We start from the raw sequence: 23,636 nt of genomic DNA, 5'->3' as shown, positions 1-23,636 counted from the left end.
GCTTTGAATGTTCCACCCGTTTACCATTCGCTTTCACCTCGCAGTCACCATGTTCGTCAACACCGACGCCAAATTATCCAAAAGTTTGAGGGGCGTCCGGTCGGTGATTTGTAACGTGTGGATCCGATCATGAAGAAAACCCTTTTCCTGGCCTTCGGCCTTGCTGCCGCCTTTTCCAGTTCCGCCACGTTTGCCCAGGACCGCTATCGCGAGCGTCCGCCCGTGGTCGTCAGCCCCGATCTTGCCGCCCCGTGGGTGATGCAGCTCGCCGGTCCCAACGGCCGCCCGGTCGTCCATCCGCGCCAGGCCGCCCAGCAGCGCGCCATCTACCAGCAGCGCGAGCAGCAGCCGATGGTTCGCCGCGGCATCTTCGACCGCTCGCCGGCCCAACAGGTTGCGATGCGGCCGCAGCCGATCCGCGGCCAGATCGAACCGCAGTTCCTGCCGCAGACGGTCGGCTACGACACCAAGGAAAAGGCCGGCACCATCATCATCGATACCAATAACCGTTTCCTCTATCTGGTCACAGGCAACGGCCAGGCGCGGCGTTACGGTGTCGGCGTCGGCAAGCCGGGCTTTGAATGGGCAGGCGAGCACCGGGTGACCCGCAAGGCCGAATGGCCGGACTGGACGCCGCCTTCCGAAATGATCAGCCGCGAAGCCGCCAAGGGACATTACCTGCCGGCCCGCATGGAAGGCGGACCGGAAAACCCGCTCGGCGCCCGCGCCATGTATCTCGGCTCGACGCTCTACCGCATCCACGGCACGAACGCCCCCTGGTCGATCGGCAGCGCGGTCTCTTCCGGCTGCATCCGCATGCGCAACGAAGATGTGACGGATCTTTACGAACGGGTGAATATCGGCACCAAAGTCGTCGTCATGTAACGCCGCCAAATGCCAAAGGTGAGGCGGCGGAGACACAGTACCGCCGTCTTTTTGCCATCACATCTTCTTTATTGCATCTATCCCGGCTTGCTTTGATGCCCGAGTCGGTTAGCCTTCGCCGTTCAACAGAGCGGAGAGGATTTTGGAATGAAGACAGGGGGAATGGGGGCCGGCAAGACCTTCGCGATGGCCGTGGGAATGGCTGGCGCGATCTTCTTTACCGCCGGACATGCGAGCGCAATCAGCCCGGCGGCAACGTCTATCGAACGCCCTGCGGGCGACGTGACGCTTGTCGCGATGCCACGGGAAGTTCCGGAACAATTCAAGCGCCGCGTGGTGCGCTTCTCGACGACCGAGAAACCCGGCACGATCATCGTCGATACCAACAACAAGTTCCTCTATTACATCGAAGGCCCCAACCGGGCGACACGCTACGGCATCGGCGTCGGGCGCGAAGGGTTCGGCTGGTCGGGCGTGGTCAATGTCGGCCGCAAGGCGGAGTGGCCTTCCTGGACGCCGCCGGCCGAGATGCGCGTTCGCGAACGCCGCGCCGGCCGCATTCTGCCGGCCGTGCAGGAAGGCGGCATCGACAACCCGCTCGGCGCCCGCGCCATGTATCTCTACAAGGGCGGCCGCGACACGATCTTCCGCATCCACGGCACCAACCAGCCCTGGACGATCGGCCTCAACATGTCGTCCGGCTGCATCCGGATGATGAACAAGGATGTCGAGCATCTTTATTCGCGCGCCGACATCGGCACGAAGGTGATCGTCATCGGCCCCGGCAACCGGCAGGGCAACGTCGACTTCAAGGATCGCGGCATCGATATTTTCGGCACGATTTTCGGCGGCTGAGAAACCCCGCCAAAGGTCAAAAAGGGCAGCAAAAGCTGCCCTTTTCAGGGGTTTAGACTTCGTTAACCATAAATCGCCTAGCTTCGTCGGCGACTGATGCAGAAAAAGCACAGACCGCCGATGCATCCGCCGCTAAACATTCAGTCATCAAAAGCCAACGTTCCTCCCTGCAGGCTGATTCATGCGCAAAATTCTTTCTTTCGCTTTCGCTTCCACGCTTCTCACCGCTGGTCTTGCTTATATTGCTCCGGCTCAAGCGGCCGACATGACACCAGCGACCCAGGCCTATGTGGCTCCGGTTCACACCGGCGGATTTGAAATCTCCGGTTACGGCGGTTACCAGTTCGCGCCGCACTCCGATGTCGACGTCTCGGACGGACCTGATTTCGCAGCCGGCTGGGATACCAAGCCCTTCGCGATGCCGCCCTACTGGGGCGTCCGCGGCACCTACTGGTTCGACGGCGGTGCCCTCACGAACTGGGGTGTTTCGCTCGATTACACCCACGCCAAGGTTTATGCAGACGACGAGACCATGGCCAAGGCCGGCGGCTGGAGCGTCTTCGAATTCACCGACGGCCTGAACCTGCTGACGCTCAACGCGCTCTACAAGTTCCCGATCGAAGGCAGCAAGTGGACGCCTTATGTCGGCGCCGGTGTCGGTATCAACGTGCCGCATGTCGAAGTGACCCGCGCTTCCGGCCGCACCTTCGAATATCAGTTCGGTGGCGCGACGATCCAGGCCCAGGCCGGCGTGAAGTATCAGCTCACCGAAAAGTGGTCGATGTTCGCCGAATACAAGGGCAACTACTCGTTCGTGGATGTGGATATCGACAGCGGCGCTTCGCTGAAGACCAACATCCTGACGCACGCCATCAACCTCGGCGTCTCCTACAAGTTCTAAGGCTTCAGGCCTTTGACGAAAAAAGCCGGCGATTTCGCCGGCTTTTTTATTGATCAGAGTTTTATCCGGCCGGGATCTTTTCCGGCTTCGGCCCGCCATAAGCCCAGTCCAGAAGCTCCACCGTGTGCAGGATCGGGATCGCGGTGCCGGAGGCGATCTGGGTGATGCAGCCGATATTGCCGGTGGCGATCACATCGGCCTTGGTGGCTTCGATATTCCTGACCTTGCGGGCCTTCAACTGCGCCGAGATGTCCGGCTGCAGGATGTTGTAGGTGCCGGCCGAACCGCAGCACAGATGCCCCTCGCCTGGATCGCGGACAGTGAAGCCCGCCGCCTTCAGCAGGTTCTTCGGCGCCATGGTGATCTTCTGGCCGTGCTGCATCGAACAGGCGGAGTGATAGGCGACGTTGAGCCGTTTCGGTTCGAGCGTCGGCAGGTCGAGCGCCGACAGATATTCGGTAATGTCCTTGGCGAGTTCCGAGACCTTGGCCGCCTTGTCCGCGTAAGCCGGGTCGAGCCTCAGCATGTGGCCGTAGTCCTTGATCGTCGTGCCGCAGCCCGACGCGGTGATGATGATCGCATCGAGGCCGCCCTTGTCGATCTCGCGCATCCAGACATCGACATTTCGGCGGGCAAAATCGAGCGCCTGTTCCTCACGGCCCATATGATGGACGAGCGCGCCGCAACAGCCCTCGCCTTCCGGCACCACGACTTCGACACCGAGCCGAGCAAGAAGCCGGAGGGTGGCTTCGTTGATGCCCGGATCGAGCACCGGCTGGGCGCAGCCTGACAGGATCGCAACGCGGCCGCGCTTCTCGGTCTCTGGCGCATCCGTGACAGGCATCGCCGACTGGGAAATCCTGGCGGCGGATTTCGGCGCGAGATCCAGCATCGCGCCCAGCGGCTTCAGCGCAGGAATACGCTTCAGGAGCGGCGCGAAGGGGCGACCGAGTTTGGCGAAACCAAGTGCCGCGCGGAAGCGGGCGGGATAGGGCAGAACGGCGGCGAGCAGGTCGCGGATCATCCTGTCCACCAGCGGACGCCGGTAGGTATTCTCGATATGGATGCGGGCATGGTCGACCAGGTGCATATAGTCGACGCCGGATGGACAGGTGGTGACGCAGGCAAGGCAGGAGAGACAACGGTCGATATGGGTGACCACTTGCTCGTCCGCCGCGCGGCCGTTTTCCAGCATGTCCTTGATCAGATAGATGCGGCCGCGCGGGCTGTCGAGTTCGTTGCCGAGGGTGACGTAGGTGGGACAGGTGGCGGTGCAGAACCCGCAATGAACGCAGCGGCGGAGGATCTTTTCCGATTCGGCCACATGCGGATCGGCAAGCTGGGCGAGAGTGAAGTTGGTTTGCACTAAAGGATCCCTCCCGCTGTCGGGGATGCATATCCCATCTTGCCCGGGCAGAAAATGCCGGCCGGGTCGAGCTTCTGTTTTACGCGCGCCGAGAGTGCCGCCACCGCATCCGGCAACGGCTCGAAAGCCTGCGTCCCCGCGCGCACCGCATCCGATGCCCGCAGCAGCGTCGCGTGGCCGCCGCCGAGAGCGCGGATATAGCGGCGCAGCAAATCCGCTTCCGGGTCGGCTTCCATGCGCATCCAGACCAACCCGCCCTGCCAGTCGTAGAAGGCATCGACGCCGGTTTCGAGCCGGAGCGCGGCGACGAGCTGGTGGCCCGCAGATGGGGCGATCGAGACGCGCCAGACGGGTTTCAGGGTCCCATCCGAATAGGGATAGACATCGCGGATCTGGCGCCAGAGCGTTTGGCTCTCCTCCAGGCCGAGGCGGGAGACCGGACCAAATGCCTCCATGACGGCCGCGAGTTTTTCGGCACGCACGGAAACCGACGCGGCAAGGCCTTCGAGGCGCAGGACGGTCGCCTCCCCGCTCGGCAATGCACCGCCGAGAAAACGGAACCGGACGGTCTGCGGCAGGTGGGCGGCGCCTGATACTTCGACCGGCAGCGCCATCGCCGCCGCCATCGCCTTTGCGGCGGCCGCGTCGTCGAGCCCGGAGATGACGATGGTTTCCACCGTCTGCGGCACCGGCAACACCCGGAAGGTCACTTCGGTCAGGAACCCGAGCGTGCCTTGCGAGCCGGCGAGCAGTTTGACGAGATCGAGGCCGGTGACGTTCTTCATCACCCGTCCGCCGGCGCGGATCGCCTCGCCCCGGCCATTGATGAACCGGATGCCCAGCAGGCTGTCGCGCGCGGCGCCCGAGACGAAACGGCGCGGGCCGGAGACATTGGCGGCGAACACGCCGCCGATCGTCGGTTCGCCGAGCGTGCCCATGACGCCGCGATGATCCATCGGCTCGAAAGCCATCATCTGCCGGTTGGCGGCAAGCGCGACCTCGATCTCGGCGACCGGCGTACCGGCTTTGACCGTCATCACCATTTCCGCCGGCTCGTAGTCGACGATACCGGAAAGACCGGTCGAGTTCATCATCTCGGCAGGCTCGGCGGAGTTGCCGAAACCGGCGCGGGTATTGCCACCACATAGGGCGAGCTTCTTGCCGTCGCCGGCGGCATTGCGGATGATATAGGCGGCGTCCGTTTCGGAATTCGGGATCAGGGTCATGCGGCAGGCCGTCCATCCAGCGGAAAGACCTTGGACGGGTTGAGTATCCAGCCTTCGTCGAAGGCGTAGCGCACCGCCATCTGCTGGTTGAGGTCAGCCTCCGAATACTGGTGGCGCATCAGGTCGCGTTTCTCGATGCCGACGCCATGCTCGCCAGTCAGGCAGCCGCCGGCATCGACGCAGAGTTTCAGGATTTCGTTGCCCGCCTCTTCGGCCCTAGCCGCATCCTCGGGGTCGTTGGCGTTGAACAGGATCAGCGGATGCATATTGCCGTCGCCGGCATGAAAGACGTTGGCGACCCTGAGCCCGAAACGATCGACGATCTCGGAGGTCTTGTTGAGCACATAGGAGAGCTTGCCGAGCGGCACCGTGCCGTCCATGCAGATGTAATCGGCGATGCGGCCGGTGGCGCCGAAGGCGGATTTGCGGCCTTTCCAGATCAGCGCCGCCTCGGTCGCCGACTGGCTTTCGCGCACCGTCTTGACGCCATGGCGCCCGGCGATCTCGACGATCGCCTTCAGCATCGCGTCCATCTCGGCCTCGGAACCCTCGACTTCGACGATCAACAGCGCTTCCACGTCGAGCGGATAACCCGCATGGGCGAAGGCTTCGCAGATCTCGATCGCCGGCTTGTCCATGAATTCAATGGCGACGGGGATGATGCCGGAACCGATGATATCGGCGACGCAGGCGCCGGCATGCTCCGACGTATCGAAGCCGAACAGAACCGGGCGGGCGCCTTCCGGCTTGGCGATCAGCCGAACCACGGCCTCGGTGACGATGCCGAGCTGGCCTTCCGAACCGCAGACGAGTCCGAGCAGATCGTAACCTGCCGCATCCAGATGTTTGCCGCCGAGATCGATCACCGTGCCATCGACCAGCACCATCTTCACGCCGAGCAGGTTATTGGTGGTGACGCCATATTTCAGACAGTGGGCACCGCCGGAATTCATGCCGATATTGCCGCCGATGGTGCAGGCGAGCTGCGAGCTCGGATCCGGCGCATAGAAAAAGCCGTCGATGCCGACCGCTTCGAAAATGTTGAGGTTGGTGACGCCGGCCTGCACGGTGGCGGTGCGGTTGGCGTAGTCGACTTCCAGGATGCGCGACATCTTGGACAAGCCGAGCACGACCGCATCCTCCTGCGGGATGGCGCCGCCGGAAAGCGAGGTGCCGGCCCCGCGCGGCACGACGGGAATGCCGTAGCGATTGCAGTATTTCATCACCGCGGCCACCTGCGCCGTGGTCTTCGGCAGGGCGACGGCGAGCGGCAGGCGGCGGTAGGAGACGAAGGCGTCCGTCTCGAAAGGCACCAGCTCGCGCGCCTCATGGACCAGGCATTCGGGCGGCAGAAGCTCGGTCAGGTCGGCAATGATCGCCGCCCGGCGCGATAGCACCGCTTCGCGAGGCTTCAGAAAACTGATCGTATCGGCCACCGGCTCCTCCTAAAGACATTCAACTGGTATACTTTTTTTACCAGTGATACAAGAAGCCCGAACGCCCGGCTGGCATCACCCGATTGGAGACGGTAAAGTTGACGCATGAGCTTTTCGCGCCGGTGCCGCATGGTCGAACTGCGGACGAGGTCATCCTGCAGATCGAGAGCCTGATCCTCAACGGCGTGCTGCGCGACGGCGACCGCCTGCCGGGCGAGCGCGAGCTGGCCCAGAGGTTCGACGTTTCCCGGCCGATCCTGCGGGAGGCGCTGAAGGAGCTTGAGGCACGTGGGCTGCTGGTGAGCCAGCATGGCGGCGGCACTTACGTGGCCGATATCGTCGGCCAGATCTTCTCGCCGCCGCTGGTTGCCCTGATCCGCCGGCATCAGCGGGCGGTTCACGACTATCTGGAATATCGTCGCCAGCTCGAAGGCATGACGGCGGAACTTGCCGCCGAACGCGCGACGGACACCGACAAGCAACTCATCGAGCGCATTCTGGAGACGATGCGCAGCGCGCATCGGGAGGGGCGTTTCGAGGACGAGCTGACCTCCGACGTCGAATTCCACAATGCCATCGGCGATGCGGCGCATAACATCATTCTGATGCACACCCTGCGTGCCTGCTACCGGCTGCTCAGCGACGGGATCTTTTACAACCGCCGCATCATCTTTAATGTCGGCACCGCCCATGATGCGGTGATGACGCAACACGAGGCGATCGGCCAGGCAATATTGGACGGTGATCCTGCCAAAGCCCGAAAGGCTGCGGAAGACCATATCGACTTCATCTCCAAGGTCACCCACGAGGCCCAACGCACGGGAGAATGGACCCGAATCGCACAACTCAGGATGATCCAGACCACGATCTGAGGCCCCTCCTGCAGATTGCCGGACGTCATGCACAGTTACAATTGAACACCTGTGCAAATTTCTATTGACGTGAAACTAAGTGGCCTCACAATGGTTATCGCTTCCGTGGTGGTTATCCACCGTGATTCTTGTCAAAAGAAGCCGCTGAGGGTCGTTAATCCTCGCGCAAGCATTATATTAGTAAATTACCATTTGCTGGAGGACTAAACAGAAATTGGGCTTGATGGATCGGGTTACGAGCAATCTCAAGTTGATGCTGCAGCGGCCGCCGCGGCAGCAATATGCTGCGCTTTGCTACCGGATAAAAAAGAAGCCGGGACAACTTGAGGTTCTTGTTGCGACCAGCCGCGATACCGGCCGCTGGGTCGTGCCCAAGGGCTGGCCGATGACCGACAAGAAAGCTCACCAGGTCGCCGAACGCGAAGCGTTCGAAGAGGTTGGCGTCAAGGGCAAGGTGGAGAAGGAACCCCTCGGTTTCTATCACTACCGCAAAACCCTCGATAACGGCCTGAAGATCCCTGTGCGGGTGCAGGTCCACGCGCTCGAAGTGGACGAATGCCTGAAGAGCTATCCGGAAAAGGGCTCCCGAACACTGGAATGGGTTTCCTGTGAAGAGGCGGCGATGCGCGTCAATGAACCGGAACTGAAGATTCTCTTCCTGCAGTTCGCCGAACGAATGCAGCCGCGCGTTCCGCAGCTTGCAATCAAGGCCGCAAGTTAGAGCGCTTCGAAGCACCTTCACAATTCCGCAATATTGCCTTCGCCTGCGCGCGCTATTAAGCGATAGGCCTTGATTTCTTCCGGGAGGCGGAGACGGCAGGCAGTTCCGTTCTCGCGCCTCACTTTTCACCCAAGGATGGAGATATGGGCCAGAAAAGGCCGCGCCTGGCGAAGCCGACGCTCGACAAGGATCTGGAGAAATTATCCTCGGTGGAGGAAGCCGCCCGGCAGATGTCGCGCGGGCTTGCCGCACCGGGAACGGCACTGCTGTTCATCATCCTCGTCGCCATCTTTGCGGCCGCCTACGTCACGGGCAAACCCGGAGCCGTCGTCGTCATCGCCGCCTCCGGCCTTGCCGCCTATATGGCGATGAACATCGGCGCCAATGACGTCACCAACAATATCGGTGCGGCCGTCGGCGCACGCGCCATGACCATGACCTTCGGCCTCGGGCTCGCGGCCGTCTTCGAAGTGGCAGGTGCCGTCATCGCCGGCCGGGGCGTCGCCAACACGATCGCCAACGGCATCATGCAGGGCGGCATGGTCACCAGCCCCGACGTGCTGATATGGGCGATGATGGCGGCACTCCTCTCGGCCGCGGTGCTGATCAACGTCGCGACCTGGCTCGGCGCACCTATTTCCACCACCCATTCGATCGTCGGCGGGGTCATGGGCGCCGGGATCGCGGCCGCCGGACTTTCCGCGGTCAACTGGGGAACGATTGCGGGCATTACCGCAAGCTGGGTCTTTTCCCCGATCCTCGGCGCCGTCATTGCCGCCTCCTTCCTGTTCTTCGTCAAGGAAACCATCATCTATCGCGAGGACAAGATCGCCGCGGCGAAGAAGTGGGTGCCGGTGCTGATCGGCTTGATGACCGGCGCCTTTGCAGGCTATCTGGCGCTGCTCGGGCTGGGGGAACTGGTGGACGTGTCGGCGCCGGTTGCCACGCTCGTCGCTCTCCTGACCGGCCTCGCTGCCTGGCGCCTGCTGATCCCGGTGATCGCCCGGCAGGCCGAGGGGCTCGAGAACCGCAATCAGTCGCTTCGCACGCTCTTCCGTATTCCGCTCATCCTTTCTGCGGCCCTGCTCTCCTTCGCGCATGGCGCCAACGACGTTTCCAACGCCATCGGTCCGCTTGCGGCGATCGTTTCCGCGGCGCAAAGGGGCATTTCGGCCGGCGTGCGCATCCCGCTCTGGGAACTGATCATCGGCGGCCTCGGGATCTCCCTCGGCCTGCTGCTCTATGGCCCGAAGCTGGTTCGGCTGGTCGGCGCCGAGATCACCAAGCTCAATCCGATGCGCGCCTATTGCGTCTCGCTGTCGACGGCGCTGACCGTGATCGTTGCCTCCTGGATCGGGCTGCCGGTCTCCTCGACCCACATCGCCGTCGGTGCGGTGTTCGGCGTCGGCTTCTTCCGCGAGTGGTATACCCGCCATTCCCGCCGCCGCTTCGAATACATGCGGGTGCGGGCCGGCAAGGACCTCGATACCACCGAGCCCTTCGAGCGCAATGACGATGAGCTGAAACGGCGTTACCTGGTGCGGCGCTCGCATTTCTTGAGCATCATCGCGGCGTGGATGATCACCCTTCCGGCGGCCGCAACCCTTGCGGCGCTGATCGCCACGGCTATGTTCGCGCTGTTCGTCTAGCTTTGAGGTTTCCATGCGCGCCAATTTCCGGATGCAGAGGCTGTTCATCGAGGCGCCGCTCGGCGCCGGTGCCCGCCATGAAGTGTCGTCGGAGCAGTTCAACTACCTCGCCAACGTGCTGAGGATGGAGGAAGGTTCGGCGATCCTGCTCTTCAACGGCCGCGACGGCGAATGGAAGGCCAGGATCACCTATCCGACCCGCAAGAAGATCGTGCTGGAGGCGATCGAGGAAACGCGGCCACAGCCGCCTGCCTCCGACCTGCATTATCTTTTCGCGCCGCTGAAGGTCGGTCGTCTCGACTATCTGGTGCAGAAGGCGGTCGAAATGGGTGCGGGGTTCATCCAGCCGGTCATGACCCAGCATGTGCAGGGCAAGATCACCAGCATGGACCGGCTTCAGGCGAATGTGGTGGAGGCCGCCGAGCAGTGCGGCATTTTGTCGGTGCCGGAGGTCGCGCCGCCGAAGAAACTCGGCGACCTGCTCGACACCTGGCCCGAAGAACGCCGCATCATCTTCTGCGACGAAGGCGACGAGGGCCAGAACCCGCTACCGATCCTCTCGGCGATCAAAGAGAGCAAGCTGGCGCTGCTGGTCGGCCCGGAAGGCGGATTTTCGGACGAGGAAAGGGAAAGGCTGCGTTCGCTTTCCTTCGTCACCGCGATACCGCTCGGGCCCCGGATATTAAGGGCGGATACGGCCGCGGTCGCGGCGCTTGCGGTCATCCAGGCCGCGGTCGGCGACTGGCGTTGACCCGCTTGACATGACGGCTCGAAAATTCTGAATCTATCTTGAAAGAAATTCACTTGCAGCGCACACCAATCCGGTCCAATCAGCCGGCTATCCGTCCAGATCAGGCATTCCGAGCAAGGTAATTTTCATGGCCCGCGATACGACCGACCAGACACCGCTTACCTCGGTGTCCGAGCTTTCCGCCTACCTGGCGCAGGGACCGCGGCCGAGGCAAGATTTCCGCATCGGCACGGAGCACGAGAAGTTCGCCTTTTTCCGCACGGACAACAGCCCGGTTCCCTATTTCGGAGACGCCAGCATTTCCGCGCTGCTCAAGGGCATGGAAAAGAAGCTCGGCTGGGAGCCCATCCTGGACGGCGAAAACATCATCGGGCTCGGCGAGCAATCCGGGATGGGCGCGATCTCCATCGAGCCCGGCGGCCAGTTCGAGCTTTCCGGCGCGCCGGTCGAGAACATCCATCAGACCTGTCGGGAATCCAACCAGCATCTCGCCGTTCTGCGCGAGATCGCCGAACCGATGGGCATCCGTTTTCTCGGCATCGGTGGCAGCCCGAAATGGACGCTCGCGGAAACCCCGCGCATGCCGAAATCCCGTTACGACATCATGACGCGTTACATGCCGAAGGTCGGTGCCAAGGGTCTCGACATGATGTACCGCACCTGCACGATCCAGGTGAACCTCGACTTCTCCTCGGAAGCGGACATGGCCGCCAAGATGCGCGTGTCTATGAAGCTCCAGTCGATCGCGACCGCGCTGTTTGCGTCCTCCCCGTTCACCGAAGGCAAGCCGAACGGGCTGGTCTCCTGGCGCGGGGACATCTGGCGCGACACCGACAACCAGCGTTCTGGCGTGCTGCCCTTCGTGTTCAAGCCAGATTTCGGCTTTGCCGACTATGTGGAATGGGCGCTCGACGTGCCGATGTATTTCATCGTTCGCGACGGAAAATACCACGACTGCACGCATGTCACTTTCCGCCAGTTCATGGACGGCGCCCTGAGGCAAGAGGTCGAGGACTGGGAACCGACCATGGGCGACTGGACCAACCACCTTTCCACCCTCTTCCCCGATGTCCGCCTGAAACGCTTCCTCGAAATGCGCGGCGCCGATGGTGGCCCGTGGCGGCGGATCTGCGCGCTGCCGGCCTTCTGGGTCGGCCTGCTCTACGACGACACGGCGCTTGCCGACGCCGAAACGCTGACGGCCGACTGGACGGTCGAGGACGTCATCGCCATGCGCGATGCCGTGCCGGTCAAGGGCCTGAAGGCCGAAATCAAGGGCAAGTCGGTGCTCGACGTCGCCCGCGAGGCGGTAGCGATCTCCAAGGCGGGTTTGAAGGCGCGGGCGCGGCTGAACGGCGAGGGACAGGACGAAAGCATCTTCCTGCAACCGCTTGACGAAGTGCTCGCCAAGAAGACGACCATGGCGGACGACCTGCTGTCTCTCTATCACGGCCGCTGGAACGGCTCGGTCGAGCCGGTGTTCGAGGAATACCAATACTGACCAGATTGAGATCGGTTCTAAAAACCGGTTTCCGTTCAGCACTTTCCGGATATAGTGGTGCATCACCCGAACCGGAAAGGATTCTCTCCATGCTGCCACTGTTCGACATGATGCTCAGAGCTCAGAACGGCGCAGGCATGGAGGCGATCGCCAAGCAGTTCAACCTGGCTCAGGAGCAGGCCACCCAGGCCATGGCGGCGCTGATGCCCGCCTTTTCCTCAGGGTTCAAGCGCACCAGCGCCAATCCCTATGACCTCACCTCGCTGATGAGCAGCATGGTGTCCGGTGCCTATGGCAAATATTTCGAGGATCTGACCAAGGCCTTCACGCCGCAGGGCACGATGGACGGCAATGCGGTGCTCGAAAAGCTGTTCGGCTCCAAGGAAGTCTCCCGCGCGATCGCGGCGCAGGCCGAACAGCTCACGGGGATCGGCCAGGAAGTCTTCAAGAAGATGATGCCGGCCATGGCCGACACATTGATGGGCGGGCTGTTCAAGCAGATGAGCGGTCAGATGACCGGCGCCAACGAGACCTTCGCCGCCTCCCCCATCGGCCAAATGCAGCAGCAATGGCTGGAAAGCATGGGCCTGCAGCCCAAGGCGAAGCCGCAGACCGCGGCCAATCCCTTTGACAATCCCTTCGCCCAGGCGATGCGTTCCATGTGGGGGCTCGACAAGCCGGAACAGCCGCAGCCTTCGGGCGGCAATCCGTTTGCGGACAATCCCTTCGCCAAGGCTTTCCAGGACATGATGGGCGGCGCCTTCGCTAGTCCCAGCCCGGCGGCAGCCCCGACGCCCGAGAAATCCAAGGAAGCGCCGGCGGACGAACCCAATCCCTATCGCGACGTGCTGAACAACATGTTCGACAGCGGGCTGGAAGTGCAGAAGAGCTACCAGAAGAACATGGAAGCGATCTTCGACACCTATCTGCGCAATGGAACGGGCGGCAATGACGAAGCGGCGGCCACGCCTGCCGCTCCAAAACCTTCCAAATAAAAAAAGCCCGGCGCGGATCGACCGGCCGGGCAAGCAGCAGGGCTATTGGCTATCACCCTGCGGGGAAAGGTCAGGCAAGATCAGCGATTGGCCGGCCTTGCAAAGCGGTTCCGCGCCCGCTCGCGAGCGGAGCGGGACAGAAGCAGCGACGGATCATCCAGCACGCCGGACCGATCGAGCGCCATCACCACATCATGCCGTGTGATGCCGATATCGTTGAGCTGGCGGTCGTCGAGATCATGGAGGCGGCTGCTCTCCATACGATTGCGAAAGGCACGCCACACGGATTTCGTTCGCAGCATCACGACAGCCAGACGGCCTTGCGTGCCGCGCTCCTCATGAACCAGATCGAGTTCAGTTCCGCAGTCGGTCGTGCTCATTGGTCTATCCTTTCGCAGGCACGAGAAAGGCCGTCCCTTCCGTGGAGGTCCGACGGAAAGGCTGCCCGGGGTGGGCGCTCAGGGAAGAAGCACCCTTCGATTTTGATTTGCGATCTCCTTATCGCGTAAAACCTATTGATCAGTCCAACGAATGTTTCTAATGATTAGCATCAACCTCTCTGATGGATCATTCTCATGTCCGCACCGCTCGATATCGATCAGTTGCATACTTTCATTTCAATCGTGGACACCGGCAGCTTCACCAAAGCGGCGGACCGCGTGTTCAAGACCCAGTCCGCCGTGTCGATGCAGATGCGCCGTCTCGAGGAACGGATCGGCAAGCAGCTGTTCGCCAAGGACGGCCGCGGCAACCGGCTGACGGCGGAGGGCGAGAAGCTCCTGAACTATGCACGGCGCATCATCCGCCTGAACAACGAGGCGATCGCCGCCTTCGACGATAACCGTCTCGAGGGCACGCTCAGGATCGGTACGCCGGACGACTATGCCGACCGCTACATGCCCGAGATCATCGGCCGTTTCGCCAAGACCCATCCGAATGTCGAACTCTATATCGTCTGCGAGCCCTCGGTCAGCCTTGCCGAGAAGATGGCACGCGGCGAGCTGGATATCGCGCTCGTCACCCACAACCCGCGCCAGCGGATTTCCGACGTGATGCGCACGGAGCCGCTCTGCTGGGTCGCCTCGGCCAACCATCCGCTGAAGGACGATGCGCCGGTACCGCTCGCGGTCGGCCGCCGCGATTGCCTCTGGCGGCAGCTCGCCTGCTCGGCGCTCGATGCGGACGGGCGCGAATACCAGGTCCTGTTCACGAGCTGGTCCTCGACCGTCGTCGCAGCCGCGGTGCTTGCTGGCATGGCCGTCTCGGTGCTGCCGGAGTCGGCGCTTCGCACCGGCATGAAGGTGCTGTCGTCCGCCGACGGCTTCCCGCCGCTGCCGCCGGTGCAGATCGGCCTGATGAAGCGGCCCGGGCTTTCACCGTCGCTGATGAACGCCATCACCGACCACATCACCGCCTGCCTCGACAACATCTCGCCGGCCGTGATGCCCGACGATCTCGACGGCGAGGTCAAAGCGTTCCAGCGCATGCCGCGGGCCCGGGCGACACAGGTAATGCCGGGGTGGTGAAACGACTAGCCGCCAAACGTTTGGCGGCTATCAGGAATGTTTATGGGCGCTGACGTAGGCACGAAGGACGTTCTGCATCTTCGTGAGGTGTCCCTTGCCATTCGCCTCTTGAAAGAAGAAATCAAAAACTTCCGGATCGATCTTCAAATGTACGGAGCGGGGTTTCGCGGGGCTTTTTACGTCAGCCTTGGCCCAAAATTCCGCGCCAAGGTTTTCTGTATCCGGCGCCTTAGGGTCATGAAAAAGCTCCCCCGCCTCCCTCATTTTCCTCAGCTCTGTGAGCGATACTCTTCTGATATTCTGATCGGTCATGCCGAACTCCTTTCCACGCTGTTATCAGCCGGATCACGTCGCCGCGCTCGTTAGATAATACGCAAATAGTGTACATTATGATAGAAAAAAGCCGGGCGAGCCCGGCTTTTTAACTTCGCGATATACGGAAGGTGCCGATTAAGCCAAGTTCTTCTTGAAAAACGCCACCGAACGGCTCCAGGCGAGATCGGCGGCTGTCTTGTCGTAGCGGGCCGACGAGGTGTCGTTGTTGAAGGCGTGGTTGGCGCCGTCGTAGACGAAGATCTCGAAAGTCTTGCCGCCTTTTTCAAGCGCCGCCTTGAAGGCCGGGATGCCGGCATTGATGCGCTCGTCGAGACCGCCGTAATGCAGCATCAGCGGCGCCTTGATGGCGGGCACGTCCTCGGCCTTCGGCTGGGCGCCGTAATAGGCGACGCCGGCGTTGAGGCTGGGCGACTTCACGGCAAGATTGTTGACCGCGCCGCCACCCCAGCAGAAGCCGATCGCACCGACCTTGCCGTTCGCGCCGCCGATGCCGGCGAGATAGGCGCGGCTTGCTTCGCCATTGGCCGAAACCTCTTCGGGCTTCAGCGAAGAGAACATCTGCCGGGCCTGCTCTTCATCCGCCGGCGTGCCACCCTGGGGCGACAGGAAATCGACGGCGAGTGCATTGAAGCCCTCGAGCGCCATACGGCGGGCGACATCCTTGATATGGGCGTTGAGGCCGCGGTTCTCATGGATAACGAGGACGCCGCCGCGCGTGCCGGAAGCATTCTTGGGTTTTACGAGATAGCCCTTCATCGTCCCGCCGTTGGCGCCCGGATAGGTAACATCCTCCGTGGTCAGCCGTTCGTCATTGGCAGGAATGATCTCCGCCATGGCGGAACTGGCGCCGATCAGGGGCGCGATTGCCGCGGCGGCCGCACCGGAGCCAGCGAGCTGGGTCAGCTTCTCCATGAAGCGACGGCGGTCCAAAGTCAGATGGGTGTATTCATCATAGGCGTCGATCATCGCCTGGGTGATCTTCGGTGTCTCGTTGTCCATGGCTATTCCTCCGTAGCAGACCGTATGACGGGGAAATCTATACCGAGGACCTGCAGCTTGCAGATGAAACACTGAGTGATCCAAGTGCCCGATATTACACTTGTTCGTGAGGTCGGTCGATCGGCCGCTCCGCCGGAATTGTAGCGGAAGCCACAAGCGCCCATCCTGACGCTGGCCAGGCTAGTTCAAAACCAGCCAGGCCGCGAGCCACGCCCACATTGCCATCACCGCAAAAAAGCCGACCATGAAGATCGGGCGGCGATAACGGAGCCGGTTGCTGGTGAGATGCACGTAGGAATGCGCATAGCGGGAAAGCACGAATATCCAGGCAAGAGCAACCGAGCCCCAATTGTCTGCAGTCGATACATAAAGGACGAGACAAACGGCGTAGAACAGGACCGGTAGCTCGAACTGGTTCTTGAGGTTGTTGTGGACAACCAGGCTTTCGCGCGGCTCCTCCCGGTTTTCACGGAACTGACCGGCCTTGGCGCTGCCGGACTTCACGGCCATGTACCGTTTCTTCGACAGGAGCCAGTAGAGAAAGAAGACCAGCGCGGCATGCGCTATCATCGGCCAGAGCGTCGCGTCGGTGGAAAGCATCGGTTCTCCTCACTCGTCAGAGGAACCCAATAACACGGGTTCGCCGATGCACAATGGCGCACACCGTCCGAGCGGCACCACAGTCTCACCGCTGCCTGCAGCCCACCACGGTCGCAGGCGTCCAACCAACTGTTTCAGAGATAAGGCGGAGGAGGCACACGACCTCCTCCGATCAGAAACGTCAGGCGCCGGCACCCGGATAGTTCGGGCTCTCGCGGGTGATCGTCACGTCATGCGCATGGCTTTCGCGCAGGCCGGCGCCGGAGATGCGCACGAAGGTGGCCCGCTCCTGGAATTCCTTGAGATTGGCGCCGCCGACATAACCCATGGCCGCCTTCAGGCCGCCGCCGAGCTGGTGCAGCACACCCGAGACCGGGCCCTTGTAGGGAACCTGGCCTTCGATGCCTTCCGGAACCAGCTTCAGCGTATCACGCACTTCCGCCTGGAAATAACGGTCGGCGGAACCGCGGGCCATGGCGCCTACCGAGCCCATGCCGCGATAGGCTTTGAACGAGCGGCCCTGGTAGAGATAGACTTCGCCCGGGCTTTCGTCGGTGCCGGCCAGCAGCGAGCCGATCATCACGGCGGATGCGCCGGCAGCGATCGCCTTGGCGAGGTCGCCGGAGAACTTGATGCCGCCATCGGCGATGACGGGAATGTCCTGCGCCCGCGCCGCCTCGACGGCCGACATGATCGCCGCAAGCTGCGGTACTCCGACGCCGGCGACGATACGGGTGGTGCAGATCGAGCCCGGGCCGATACCGACCTTGACCGCATCCGCGCCCGCATCGATCAGCGCCTTGGTGCCGTCGGAGGTGGCGACATTGCCGGCCATGACGCGCACGTGGTTGGAGATGCGCTTAACGCGGGTGACGGCGTCGAGCACGCGCTGCGAATGGCCATGCGCGGTATCGACGACCAGCAGATCGACGCCGGCCTCGATGAGACGTTCGGCACGCTCGAAACCATCGTCGCCGACGCTGATCGCGGCCGCGGCGCGCAGGCGCCCCTGGACATCCTTCGAGGCGTTCGGGTTGAGCTGGGTCTTTTCGATATCCTTGACGGTGATGAGACCGACGCAGCGGCCTTCGCCATCGACGACCAGCAGCTTCTCGATGCGGTGCTTGTGGAGCAGGCGCTTGGCCTCGGTCTGGTCGACGCTGCTTTCCTTGACCGTGATCAGGTTCTCCCGGGTCATCAGCTCATAAATCTTCTGACCCGGGTCCGAGGCGAACCGGACGTCGCGGTTAGTGAGAATGCCGACCAGCCGGCCCGGAACGTGACCGCCGCCGTTCTCGACCACCGGAATGCCGGAAATGCTGTAGGACTTCATCAACGACAGCGCGTCGGCCAGCGTCGCGTCCGGACCGATCGTCACCGGGTTGACGACCATGCCGCTTTCGAACTTCTTGACCTGGCGGACCTGTTCGGCCTGTTCGATCGGGGTCAGGTTACGGTGGATGACGCCGATGCCGCCTGCCTGTGCCATGGCGATGGCAAGCCGGCTTTCCGTCACCGTATCCATGGCCGAGGAAATGATCGGCAGGTTGAGTTCGATATCCTGGGCGATGGTCGTCGCGATATTCGTCTGGCCCGGCATGACTTCGGAATGGCCGGGCTGCAGGAGCACGTCGTCGAAGGTAAGCGCATCTGCGCCGGTTGCGGTTTCAATGATGCGTGCCATTGCCAAATTCCTTCGATCTAGAAAATGCGGGATGCGCTCAGGAACGACTCGATACGTCCCGACGCTCCGGCAACAATTGCTTGGAAGTTGGCGAGGGCTGGTAACACGTTCATGACAAGAAGGGAATAGCAAAAACCCGAGAGCGGCTTCTCCCGGGTTTCGATTGCTTTTCAACAACAATCAGATGTCGAACTGATAGGTCTTCGGCACGAACCGGTAGCCGGTATCCTGCTTTTCGACGAAACCGACCGCCGGGAAGGGCATGTGATAGCCGAGGAAAGCGACCTTGTCCGTGGCGATCATGTCGAGGACCTTCTTGCGAGTGGCCGCCCCCTGCGCCTTGTCCATGTCGAAACGGACCTCCCATTCGGGCCGCTGAAGCGACAGGACGTAGTGGTTGACCGTATCGGCGGCGAGGATCAGGCGCTTGCCTTGCGATTCGACATTGAAATTCAGCATGCCGGGCGTATGGCCCGGCGCCAACATGGCGGTGATGCCGGAGACGACTTCGCCGCCATCCTTCAGGAAGGTCATCTTTTCGGCAAGCGGCTTCACATTGGCGAGCACGCTCTTCTGGTTGCCCTCTGCGGGCGTGCCGGCGCGGGCGGCATCGGTCCAGAAGTCGTATTCCACCTGGCCCGTGATGTAGCGCGCTTTCGGGAAGGTCGGTTTGCCGTCTTCCATGAGCCCACCGATATGGTCGCCATGCATATGGGTGATGACGACGATCGAGATATCCTCCGGCATGTAGCCAGCGGCTGCCAATCCTTCGATCAGGCGTCCGACGCCCTGGGCGCGGCCCGGTTTGCCGAGGCCGGTATCGAACAGGATCACGTTGCTGCCGGTATCGATCAGCGTCGGTGAGAAGCTGTTGACGAACTGTTCCGTCGGCAGAAAGTTCTGGGTCAGCAGCGCTGCGAGCGTTTCGGGCGGCTGGTTGAGGCCGAAGGTTTCGCCGGGAGCACCGGAGGGGCGGGCACCGTCCTTCACCGCCAGAACCTGGAAACCGCCGAGCTTGAATTTGTGGATATCCGGCGGGGTCACATGATCGATAGCCAATTTCTGCTTCTCCTGGGCAAAAGCCCCGGCATTGATGATCGCCGGAGCGGCGAGAATGCCCAAACCGGCCGTGCCGATAAGGGTGCGCCGTCCGATACCTGAATTCGTCATGATGTCGCTGCCTCCTGGAATTGTGCCAGACCGTCAAAATCGGGTCCTATCCGGGGAAACATAACCGCGCTCCATGCCGAGGAAATCCAATCTCACGCAGACGTGACCCAAAATCCGAAACGGTGAGATTCCGCAATTGGCAGACGGGACCAAGAGGTCTATGGACGGGCCAATTCCCGCCATTGCAGGCACCCCATGAATCGCATCGTTCCGCTCATTCTCGCCGTCGCCCTTTTCATGGAGCAGATGGACTCCACCGTCATTGCGACAGCACTTCCGGCGATCGCCGCCGACCTCAATGTAGGGCCGATCACGCTCAAACTGGCGCTGACTTCCTACATGGTGGCCCTCGCCATGTTCATCCCGATCAGCGGCTGGATGGCGGACCGCTTCGGCGCCAAGAAGATCTTTCGTATCGCGATCTTCGTCTTTATCGTCGGCTCGATCTGCTGCGCGTTCTCCTCCGACCTCCTCCAATTCGTGGTGTCGCGCTTCCTGCAGGGCATGGGCGGAGCGATGATGACGCCGGTCGCGCGCCTGGTTCTCTTGCGCACCACGAAACGCAGCGAACTCGTCTCGGCGATGGCGCTGCTGACCATTCCGGCACTGGTCGGGCCCCTCACCGGCCCGCCGATCGGCGGTTTTATCACCACCTATTTCACCTGGCACTGGATCTTCCTGATCAACGTGCCGGTCGGCCTGCTCGGGATCTATCTCGCGACAATCTTCCTGCCGGAAATCGAGACCACCAATCCTCCCTCGATCGACTGGTGGGGGTTCTTCCTGACCTCGGTCACCGCCGCGGGCACGGTCTTCGGACTTTCGGTGGTCGGCCTTCCGGCGCTACCGCCGGCCGTCGGCATCACGGCTACGGCTTTGGGGCTCGCGGCCGGGGTCGCCTATGTGGTCCATGCGCGCAGCCACCCCGCGCCGATCCTCAACCTGCGGCTCTTCAAGGACGATGCATTCCGGGCCGCCAGCAGCAGCGGTACGCTGTTCCGCATCTCGACAGGGGCCATTCCGTTCCTGATGCCGCTGATGCTGCAGCTCGGTTTCGGCCTCAACCCTTTCCAGTCCGGCCTCATCACGTTTGCGGGCGCGCTCGGCGCGCTGATCGTGAAGTTCGTCGCGCGCCGCGTCTTCGCGATGACCGGCTTCAAGATGACGCTGATCGTCGCGGGCGTGCTCGGCGCGGCGACCACGGCGGCAAACGGCTTTTTCACGCCGGAAACCTCCCACGCGCTGATCGTCGCCTTCCTGCTGATGTCGGGCGTCTGCCGTTCCTTCTTCTTCACCGGCTCGAACGCGCTCAGCTATTCCGAGATCAGCGACGAACAGGCGAGCCAGGCGACCTCGATCGCCTCCGTCATGCAACAGATCAGCATGGCGCTGGGCGTCGCCTTCGCGGCCTTCATCCTCGAGGCCTCGGCGGCGGTCACCGGCACGCATCTGCAGCTCTTCGACTTCCACCTGGCTTTCTTCCTGGTGGCGGCCCTTTCGCTTCTGGCGATCATGCCCCTGCTGAGACTGGACCCGATGACGGGTGCTGCCGTTTCCGGCCACGGAGCCGCCAAGATCCAACCGGAAGCCGGCGAGTAGTTAGGCCCGATCGTCCATGTCGCGGTCTTCGGCTTCGGCGTATTCCACGTCCGCATCCTCCACCTCGGGCTCCTCCATCTCGGAACCCGGGGCAGTCTCGCCGGCCCTGCGGCCCTTGAAATGCTTGGCGAGCAGGAACATCTCGACCGATTCCTGGCGCGATGCGCCCGGCTTCACGTGGACGACCTGCTTGAAATTCTGCTTCAGCATGTTGAGCAGGTCGCGTTCGGTGCCGCCCTGGAAGGTCTTGGCCAGGAAATGGCCGCCCTCGCCCAGCACCTCGACCGCGAAATGCGCCGCCACCTCGCACAGATGCATGGTGCGCAGGTGATCGGTCTTCTGGTGGCCGGTCGTCGGCGCCGCCATGTCCGAGATGACCACGTCCGGCGTGCCGCCGATCGCTTCCATCAACAGGCGCGGTGCTTCCGGATCGAGGAAGTCGAGCTGCAGGATCTTGACGCCGGCGAGCGGCGCCATTTCCAGGAAGTCGATCGCCGCGACGCGGATATCATCGTCGGTCGAACCGGTGACATTTGCGGCGATCTGCGACCAGCTTCCCGGTGCAGCACCCAGATCGATGATGCGGCTGGCGCCTTTGAGGATCTGATGTTTCTCGTCGATCTCCAGGAGCTTGAAGGCCGCGCGGGCGCGATATCCTTCGAGCTTGGCGCGCTGGACGTAGGGGTCGTTGATATGGCGCTCGAGCCAGCGCCGTGACGACGCCTTGAGCTTGCCCTTCTTGACCTTCTGGCCGAGTTTGCGGCCGGTGCGATTGCCGCTGCCCGGGGATTTGGAGGGTGGTTTCGTCATCGCCTTGCTCCAGCCTCATCCTGTCCGCCGGCACCTTGACTGCCCGCCTGATTGCCCCCTGGGCGGCGCGGCCGCACCCGGCGCCACACGCCGTCGTCGGCCATCATGTCCGTCAGCAAGCCCTCGCGCAGGCCCCGATCGGCCACCCGCATGCGCTGGCTCGGCCAGCGGCGGCGGATCGCTTCCAGAATGGCGCAGCCGGCCAGCACCAGATCGGCCCGGTCAGGACCGATGCAGGGATTGGCGGCACGGCCGGCAAAATCCCAGGAGAGCAGTTTTGCCTGCATGGCGGAGACTTCGGCGTCCGACAGCCAGAGACCATCGACCTTGCGGCGGTCATAGCGCGGCAGGTCGAGATGCACGCCGGCAAGCGTGGTGACCGTGCCCGACGTGCCGATCAGATGGAAATCCTCGGCGCCCTGGCGGCGGAAGGCGGCAAGCGGCGGGCAATCGAAACCGGCCAGCATGCCTTCGACTTCCGTCACCATGGCGCTGAATACTTCCGGCGTAACGTCGCGCCCGCCATGCCGTTCCGACAGCGTCACGACGCCGACCGGAAGCGAGGTCCAATGGGTGATGTGATTGGCAAGCCGGCTCGAGCGGCTGTCATCGATGCGGATGACGGCAATTTCCGACGAACCGCCGCCGATATCGAAGAGAACGACGGACCGCGCCTCACGGCCAACCAGCGACGAGCATCCCGACACGGCAAGCCGCGCCTCGGTCTCGCGATCGATGATTTCCAGCTCCAGCCCGGTTTCCGCGATGACGCGAGCCAAGAACTCCTCGCCGTTTTCGGCAGCCCGGCAGGCTTCGGTTGCGATCAGCCGCATCCGGCGGATCGGCCGGTTGGCGAGCTTCGTGGCGCAGATGCGCAAGGCTTCGACGGCGCGGTCCATGGCATCCTGCGACAGCCGGCGGCTGGTGCCGAGCCCTTCGCCGAGACGGACGATCCGCGAAAACGCATCGACAACGCGAAACTGGCCTGGCCTTGTCGGCTGGGCGATCAGCAGGCGGCAATTGTTGGTGCCGAGGTCGAGTGCCGCATAGAGATCGTTGACGTAGGCAAATTTTTCGCCGCGCTGCTCAGCACCCGGGCTTTCGGCTCCGGCCCTGCCTCGGACATCCTTGGAGGAAACCTGGCCCGAACCGGCAGGCGCCGGAGCCTTGGCCACACCGGGCGCCGCCTTGGCAGGCGTCAGCGGCCGGCCCTGAAGGCCGCGACCGCCTCTGTTCTTCTTGCGCCGATTGCGCGACGACGACTTCGCCGAATGGGGCTGTTGCCCGCCCTCGGCACGAACCGGAACCTGCTGTGCTGCGGGTGCGGCGTTCGTCCCCTGTATCGGTTGCTGGGCGCCCGCGGATTTCGCGCGGCGCCGCTTGCGCTTGCGCGCCGACGGGTTGGGTTCCTGGCTGTTGGGACGTCCGGCAGAGGCGGCCGAGTCGACCGCTTCCGAATTGGTTACAGGCGCCGCGTCACGACGTTTGCCGTTCCGCTTCGCCTTCCGACGCCTCGAGGATTTACCCTCTCCGCGCGGTACCGCCGACGCCCCGCCTTCGGGCGGCTTTGCGCCGCTATCGGGGTCCATCACTGTTAAGTCCATCTCGCCGCGCAAAGCCTCTTGAAGGTATGCCGCTGGCGTCTGATTGTTTCGTTGGTGCGAAGATAACAGGCGGTGGCGATTTCGCCAACGGCTTTTTGCCGGTCCCGTCATCGCCCTGTCATCAGCCGGTTTTCCAGCTTTTCCGCGGCG

Annotated in this window: 22 protein-coding genes; 11 read left to right on the top strand and 11 right to left on the bottom strand. The window is 62.6% G+C overall.

Annotated elements, in window-relative coordinates; all coding sequences use genetic code 11:
• The first annotated feature begins 129 nt into the window (after positions 1-129).
• The 3 genes from C5L10_RS08700 (at position 130) to C5L10_RS08690 (ending at position 2,641) form a co-directional block, all read left to right on the top strand.
• Positions 130-885, top strand: a complete 756-nt coding sequence (locus tag C5L10_RS08700) for a L,D-transpeptidase (RefSeq protein ID WP_371411927.1) — start codon at positions 130-132, stop codon at positions 883-885.
• 198 nt (positions 886-1,083) lie between these two features.
• Positions 1,084-1,740, top strand: coding sequence for a L,D-transpeptidase (locus C5L10_RS08695; protein WP_245447964.1), 657 nt, complete (start codon positions 1,084-1,086; stop codon positions 1,738-1,740).
• Positions 1,741-1,921: 181 nt separating this feature from the next.
• Positions 1,922-2,641: an outer membrane protein gene (locus tag C5L10_RS08690; RefSeq protein WP_105429316.1), complete on the top strand. Its 720-nt coding sequence runs from the start codon at positions 1,922-1,924 to the stop codon at positions 2,639-2,641.
• A gap of 61 nt (positions 2,642-2,702) precedes the next feature.
• On the opposite strand, the gene glcF is transcribed toward C5L10_RS08690, so the two are convergent.
• Genes glcF through C5L10_RS08675 form a run of 3 tightly spaced genes read right to left on the bottom strand, consistent with a single transcriptional unit; the run spans position 2,703 to position 6,669 of the window.
• Positions 2,703-4,007 (bottom strand): glycolate oxidase subunit GlcF, encoded by a 1,305-nt coding sequence (gene glcF, locus C5L10_RS08685; protein ID WP_105429315.1) that lies wholly within the window; start codon positions 4,005-4,007, stop codon positions 2,703-2,705.
• On the bottom strand, positions 4,007-5,233 hold the full coding sequence (locus C5L10_RS08680) for an FAD-binding protein (RefSeq protein ID WP_105429314.1): 1,227 nt from the start codon (positions 5,231-5,233) through the stop codon (positions 4,007-4,009). Before C5L10_RS08680 ends, glcF begins: the two co-directional genes overlap by 1 nt.
• Positions 5,230-6,669 carry an FAD-linked oxidase C-terminal domain-containing protein gene (locus tag C5L10_RS08675; RefSeq protein ID WP_105429313.1) on the bottom strand — a complete coding sequence of 480 codons (1,440 nt, stop codon included), beginning with the start codon at positions 6,667-6,669 and terminating at the stop codon, positions 5,230-5,232. The genes C5L10_RS08680 and C5L10_RS08675 overlap by 4 nt, the downstream gene beginning before the upstream one ends.
• 98 nt (positions 6,670-6,767) lie before the next feature.
• Between C5L10_RS08675 and C5L10_RS08670 the strand changes: the two genes are divergently transcribed.
• The 6 genes from C5L10_RS08670 (at position 6,768) to C5L10_RS08645 (ending at position 13,158) form a co-directional block, all read left to right on the top strand.
• Positions 6,768-7,541 carry a FadR/GntR family transcriptional regulator gene (locus tag C5L10_RS08670; RefSeq protein ID WP_105429312.1) on the top strand — a complete coding sequence of 258 codons (774 nt, stop codon included), beginning with the start codon at positions 6,768-6,770 and terminating at the stop codon, positions 7,539-7,541.
• A 214-nt stretch (positions 7,542-7,755) separates the two neighbouring features.
• Positions 7,756-8,262 carry an NUDIX hydrolase gene (locus C5L10_RS08665; protein ID WP_105429311.1) on the top strand — a complete coding sequence of 169 codons (507 nt, stop codon included), beginning with the start codon at positions 7,756-7,758 and terminating at the stop codon, positions 8,260-8,262.
• A 143-nt stretch (positions 8,263-8,405) separates the two neighbouring features.
• Entirely contained in the window at positions 8,406-9,911 is a 1,506-nt protein-coding gene (locus C5L10_RS08660; protein WP_105429310.1) for an inorganic phosphate transporter, read from the top strand.
• Between the two features lie 13 nt (positions 9,912-9,924).
• Entirely contained in the window at positions 9,925-10,662 is a 738-nt protein-coding gene (locus tag C5L10_RS08655) for a 16S rRNA (uracil(1498)-N(3))-methyltransferase (protein WP_105429309.1), read from the top strand.
• A 127-nt stretch (positions 10,663-10,789) separates the two neighbouring features.
• Entirely contained in the window at positions 10,790-12,163 is a 1,374-nt protein-coding gene (locus tag C5L10_RS08650; protein WP_105429308.1) for a glutamate--cysteine ligase, read from the top strand.
• 89 nt (positions 12,164-12,252) lie between these two features.
• Entirely contained in the window at positions 12,253-13,158 is a 906-nt protein-coding gene (locus C5L10_RS08645) for a DUF937 domain-containing protein (protein WP_105429307.1), read from the top strand.
• An 80-nt stretch (positions 13,159-13,238) separates the two neighbouring features.
• On the opposite strand, the gene C5L10_RS08640 is transcribed toward C5L10_RS08645, so the two are convergent.
• The gene (locus C5L10_RS08640; protein ID WP_052751621.1) at positions 13,239-13,538 is read right to left on the bottom strand and encodes a DUF1127 domain-containing protein; all 300 of its coding nucleotides are present in this window, start codon (positions 13,536-13,538) and stop codon (positions 13,239-13,241) included.
• 195 nt (positions 13,539-13,733) lie between these two features.
• Here C5L10_RS08640 and C5L10_RS08635 point away from each other — a divergent pair, with 195 nt between their 5' ends.
• On the top strand, positions 13,734-14,684 hold the full coding sequence (locus C5L10_RS08635) for a LysR substrate-binding domain-containing protein (RefSeq protein ID WP_105429306.1): 951 nt from the start codon (positions 13,734-13,736) through the stop codon (positions 14,682-14,684).
• A 30-nt stretch (positions 14,685-14,714) separates the two neighbouring features.
• On the opposite strand, the gene C5L10_RS08630 is transcribed toward C5L10_RS08635, so the two are convergent.
• The 5 genes from C5L10_RS08630 to C5L10_RS08610 form a co-directional block, all read right to left on the bottom strand.
• Positions 14,715-14,996 carry a hypothetical protein gene (locus tag C5L10_RS08630; protein ID WP_205837030.1) on the bottom strand — a complete coding sequence of 94 codons (282 nt, stop codon included), beginning with the start codon at positions 14,994-14,996 and terminating at the stop codon, positions 14,715-14,717.
• Positions 14,997-15,134: 138 nt separating this feature from the next.
• Entirely contained in the window at positions 15,135-16,019 is an 885-nt protein-coding gene (locus C5L10_RS08625) for a dienelactone hydrolase family protein (RefSeq protein ID WP_105429305.1), read from the bottom strand.
• 180 nt (positions 16,020-16,199) lie between these two features.
• Complete coding sequence (locus tag C5L10_RS08620; protein ID WP_105429304.1) at positions 16,200-16,619, bottom strand: MAPEG family protein; 420 nt, start codon at positions 16,617-16,619, stop codon at positions 16,200-16,202.
• Between the two features lie 181 nt (positions 16,620-16,800).
• Positions 16,801-18,303, bottom strand: coding sequence for an IMP dehydrogenase (guaB, locus tag C5L10_RS08615; RefSeq protein WP_105429303.1), 1,503 nt, complete (start codon positions 18,301-18,303; stop codon positions 16,801-16,803).
• Positions 18,304-18,483: 180 nt separating this feature from the next.
• A complete protein-coding gene (locus C5L10_RS08610; protein ID WP_172716954.1) occupies positions 18,484-19,473 on the bottom strand; it encodes an MBL fold metallo-hydrolase in 990 nt (329 codons plus the stop codon).
• A gap of 195 nt (positions 19,474-19,668) precedes the next feature.
• Here C5L10_RS08610 and C5L10_RS08605 point away from each other — a divergent pair, with 195 nt between their 5' ends.
• Positions 19,669-21,072 carry a DHA2 family efflux MFS transporter permease subunit gene (locus C5L10_RS08605; protein ID WP_105429301.1) on the top strand — a complete coding sequence of 468 codons (1,404 nt, stop codon included), beginning with the start codon at positions 19,669-19,671 and terminating at the stop codon, positions 21,070-21,072.
• On the opposite strand, the gene C5L10_RS08600 is transcribed toward C5L10_RS08605, so the two are convergent.
• Both C5L10_RS08600 and C5L10_RS08595 read right to left on the bottom strand, forming a co-directional pair.
• Positions 21,073-21,882, bottom strand: a complete 810-nt coding sequence (locus tag C5L10_RS08600) for an RlmE family RNA methyltransferase (RefSeq protein ID WP_105429300.1) — start codon at positions 21,880-21,882, stop codon at positions 21,073-21,075. It lies immediately after the preceding gene.
• Positions 21,879-23,471: an exopolyphosphatase gene (locus tag C5L10_RS08595; RefSeq protein WP_371411929.1), complete on the bottom strand. Its 1,593-nt coding sequence runs from the start codon at positions 23,469-23,471 to the stop codon at positions 21,879-21,881. The genes C5L10_RS08600 and C5L10_RS08595 overlap by 4 nt, the downstream gene beginning before the upstream one ends.
• Positions 23,472-23,636: the final 165 nt, after the last annotated feature.

The organism is Neorhizobium sp. T6_25 (genome assembly GCF_002968555.1).
Classification (GTDB): Bacteria; Pseudomonadota; Alphaproteobacteria; order Rhizobiales; family Rhizobiaceae; genus Neorhizobium.
This window is presented reverse-complemented; position numbering and strand designations above follow the sequence as displayed.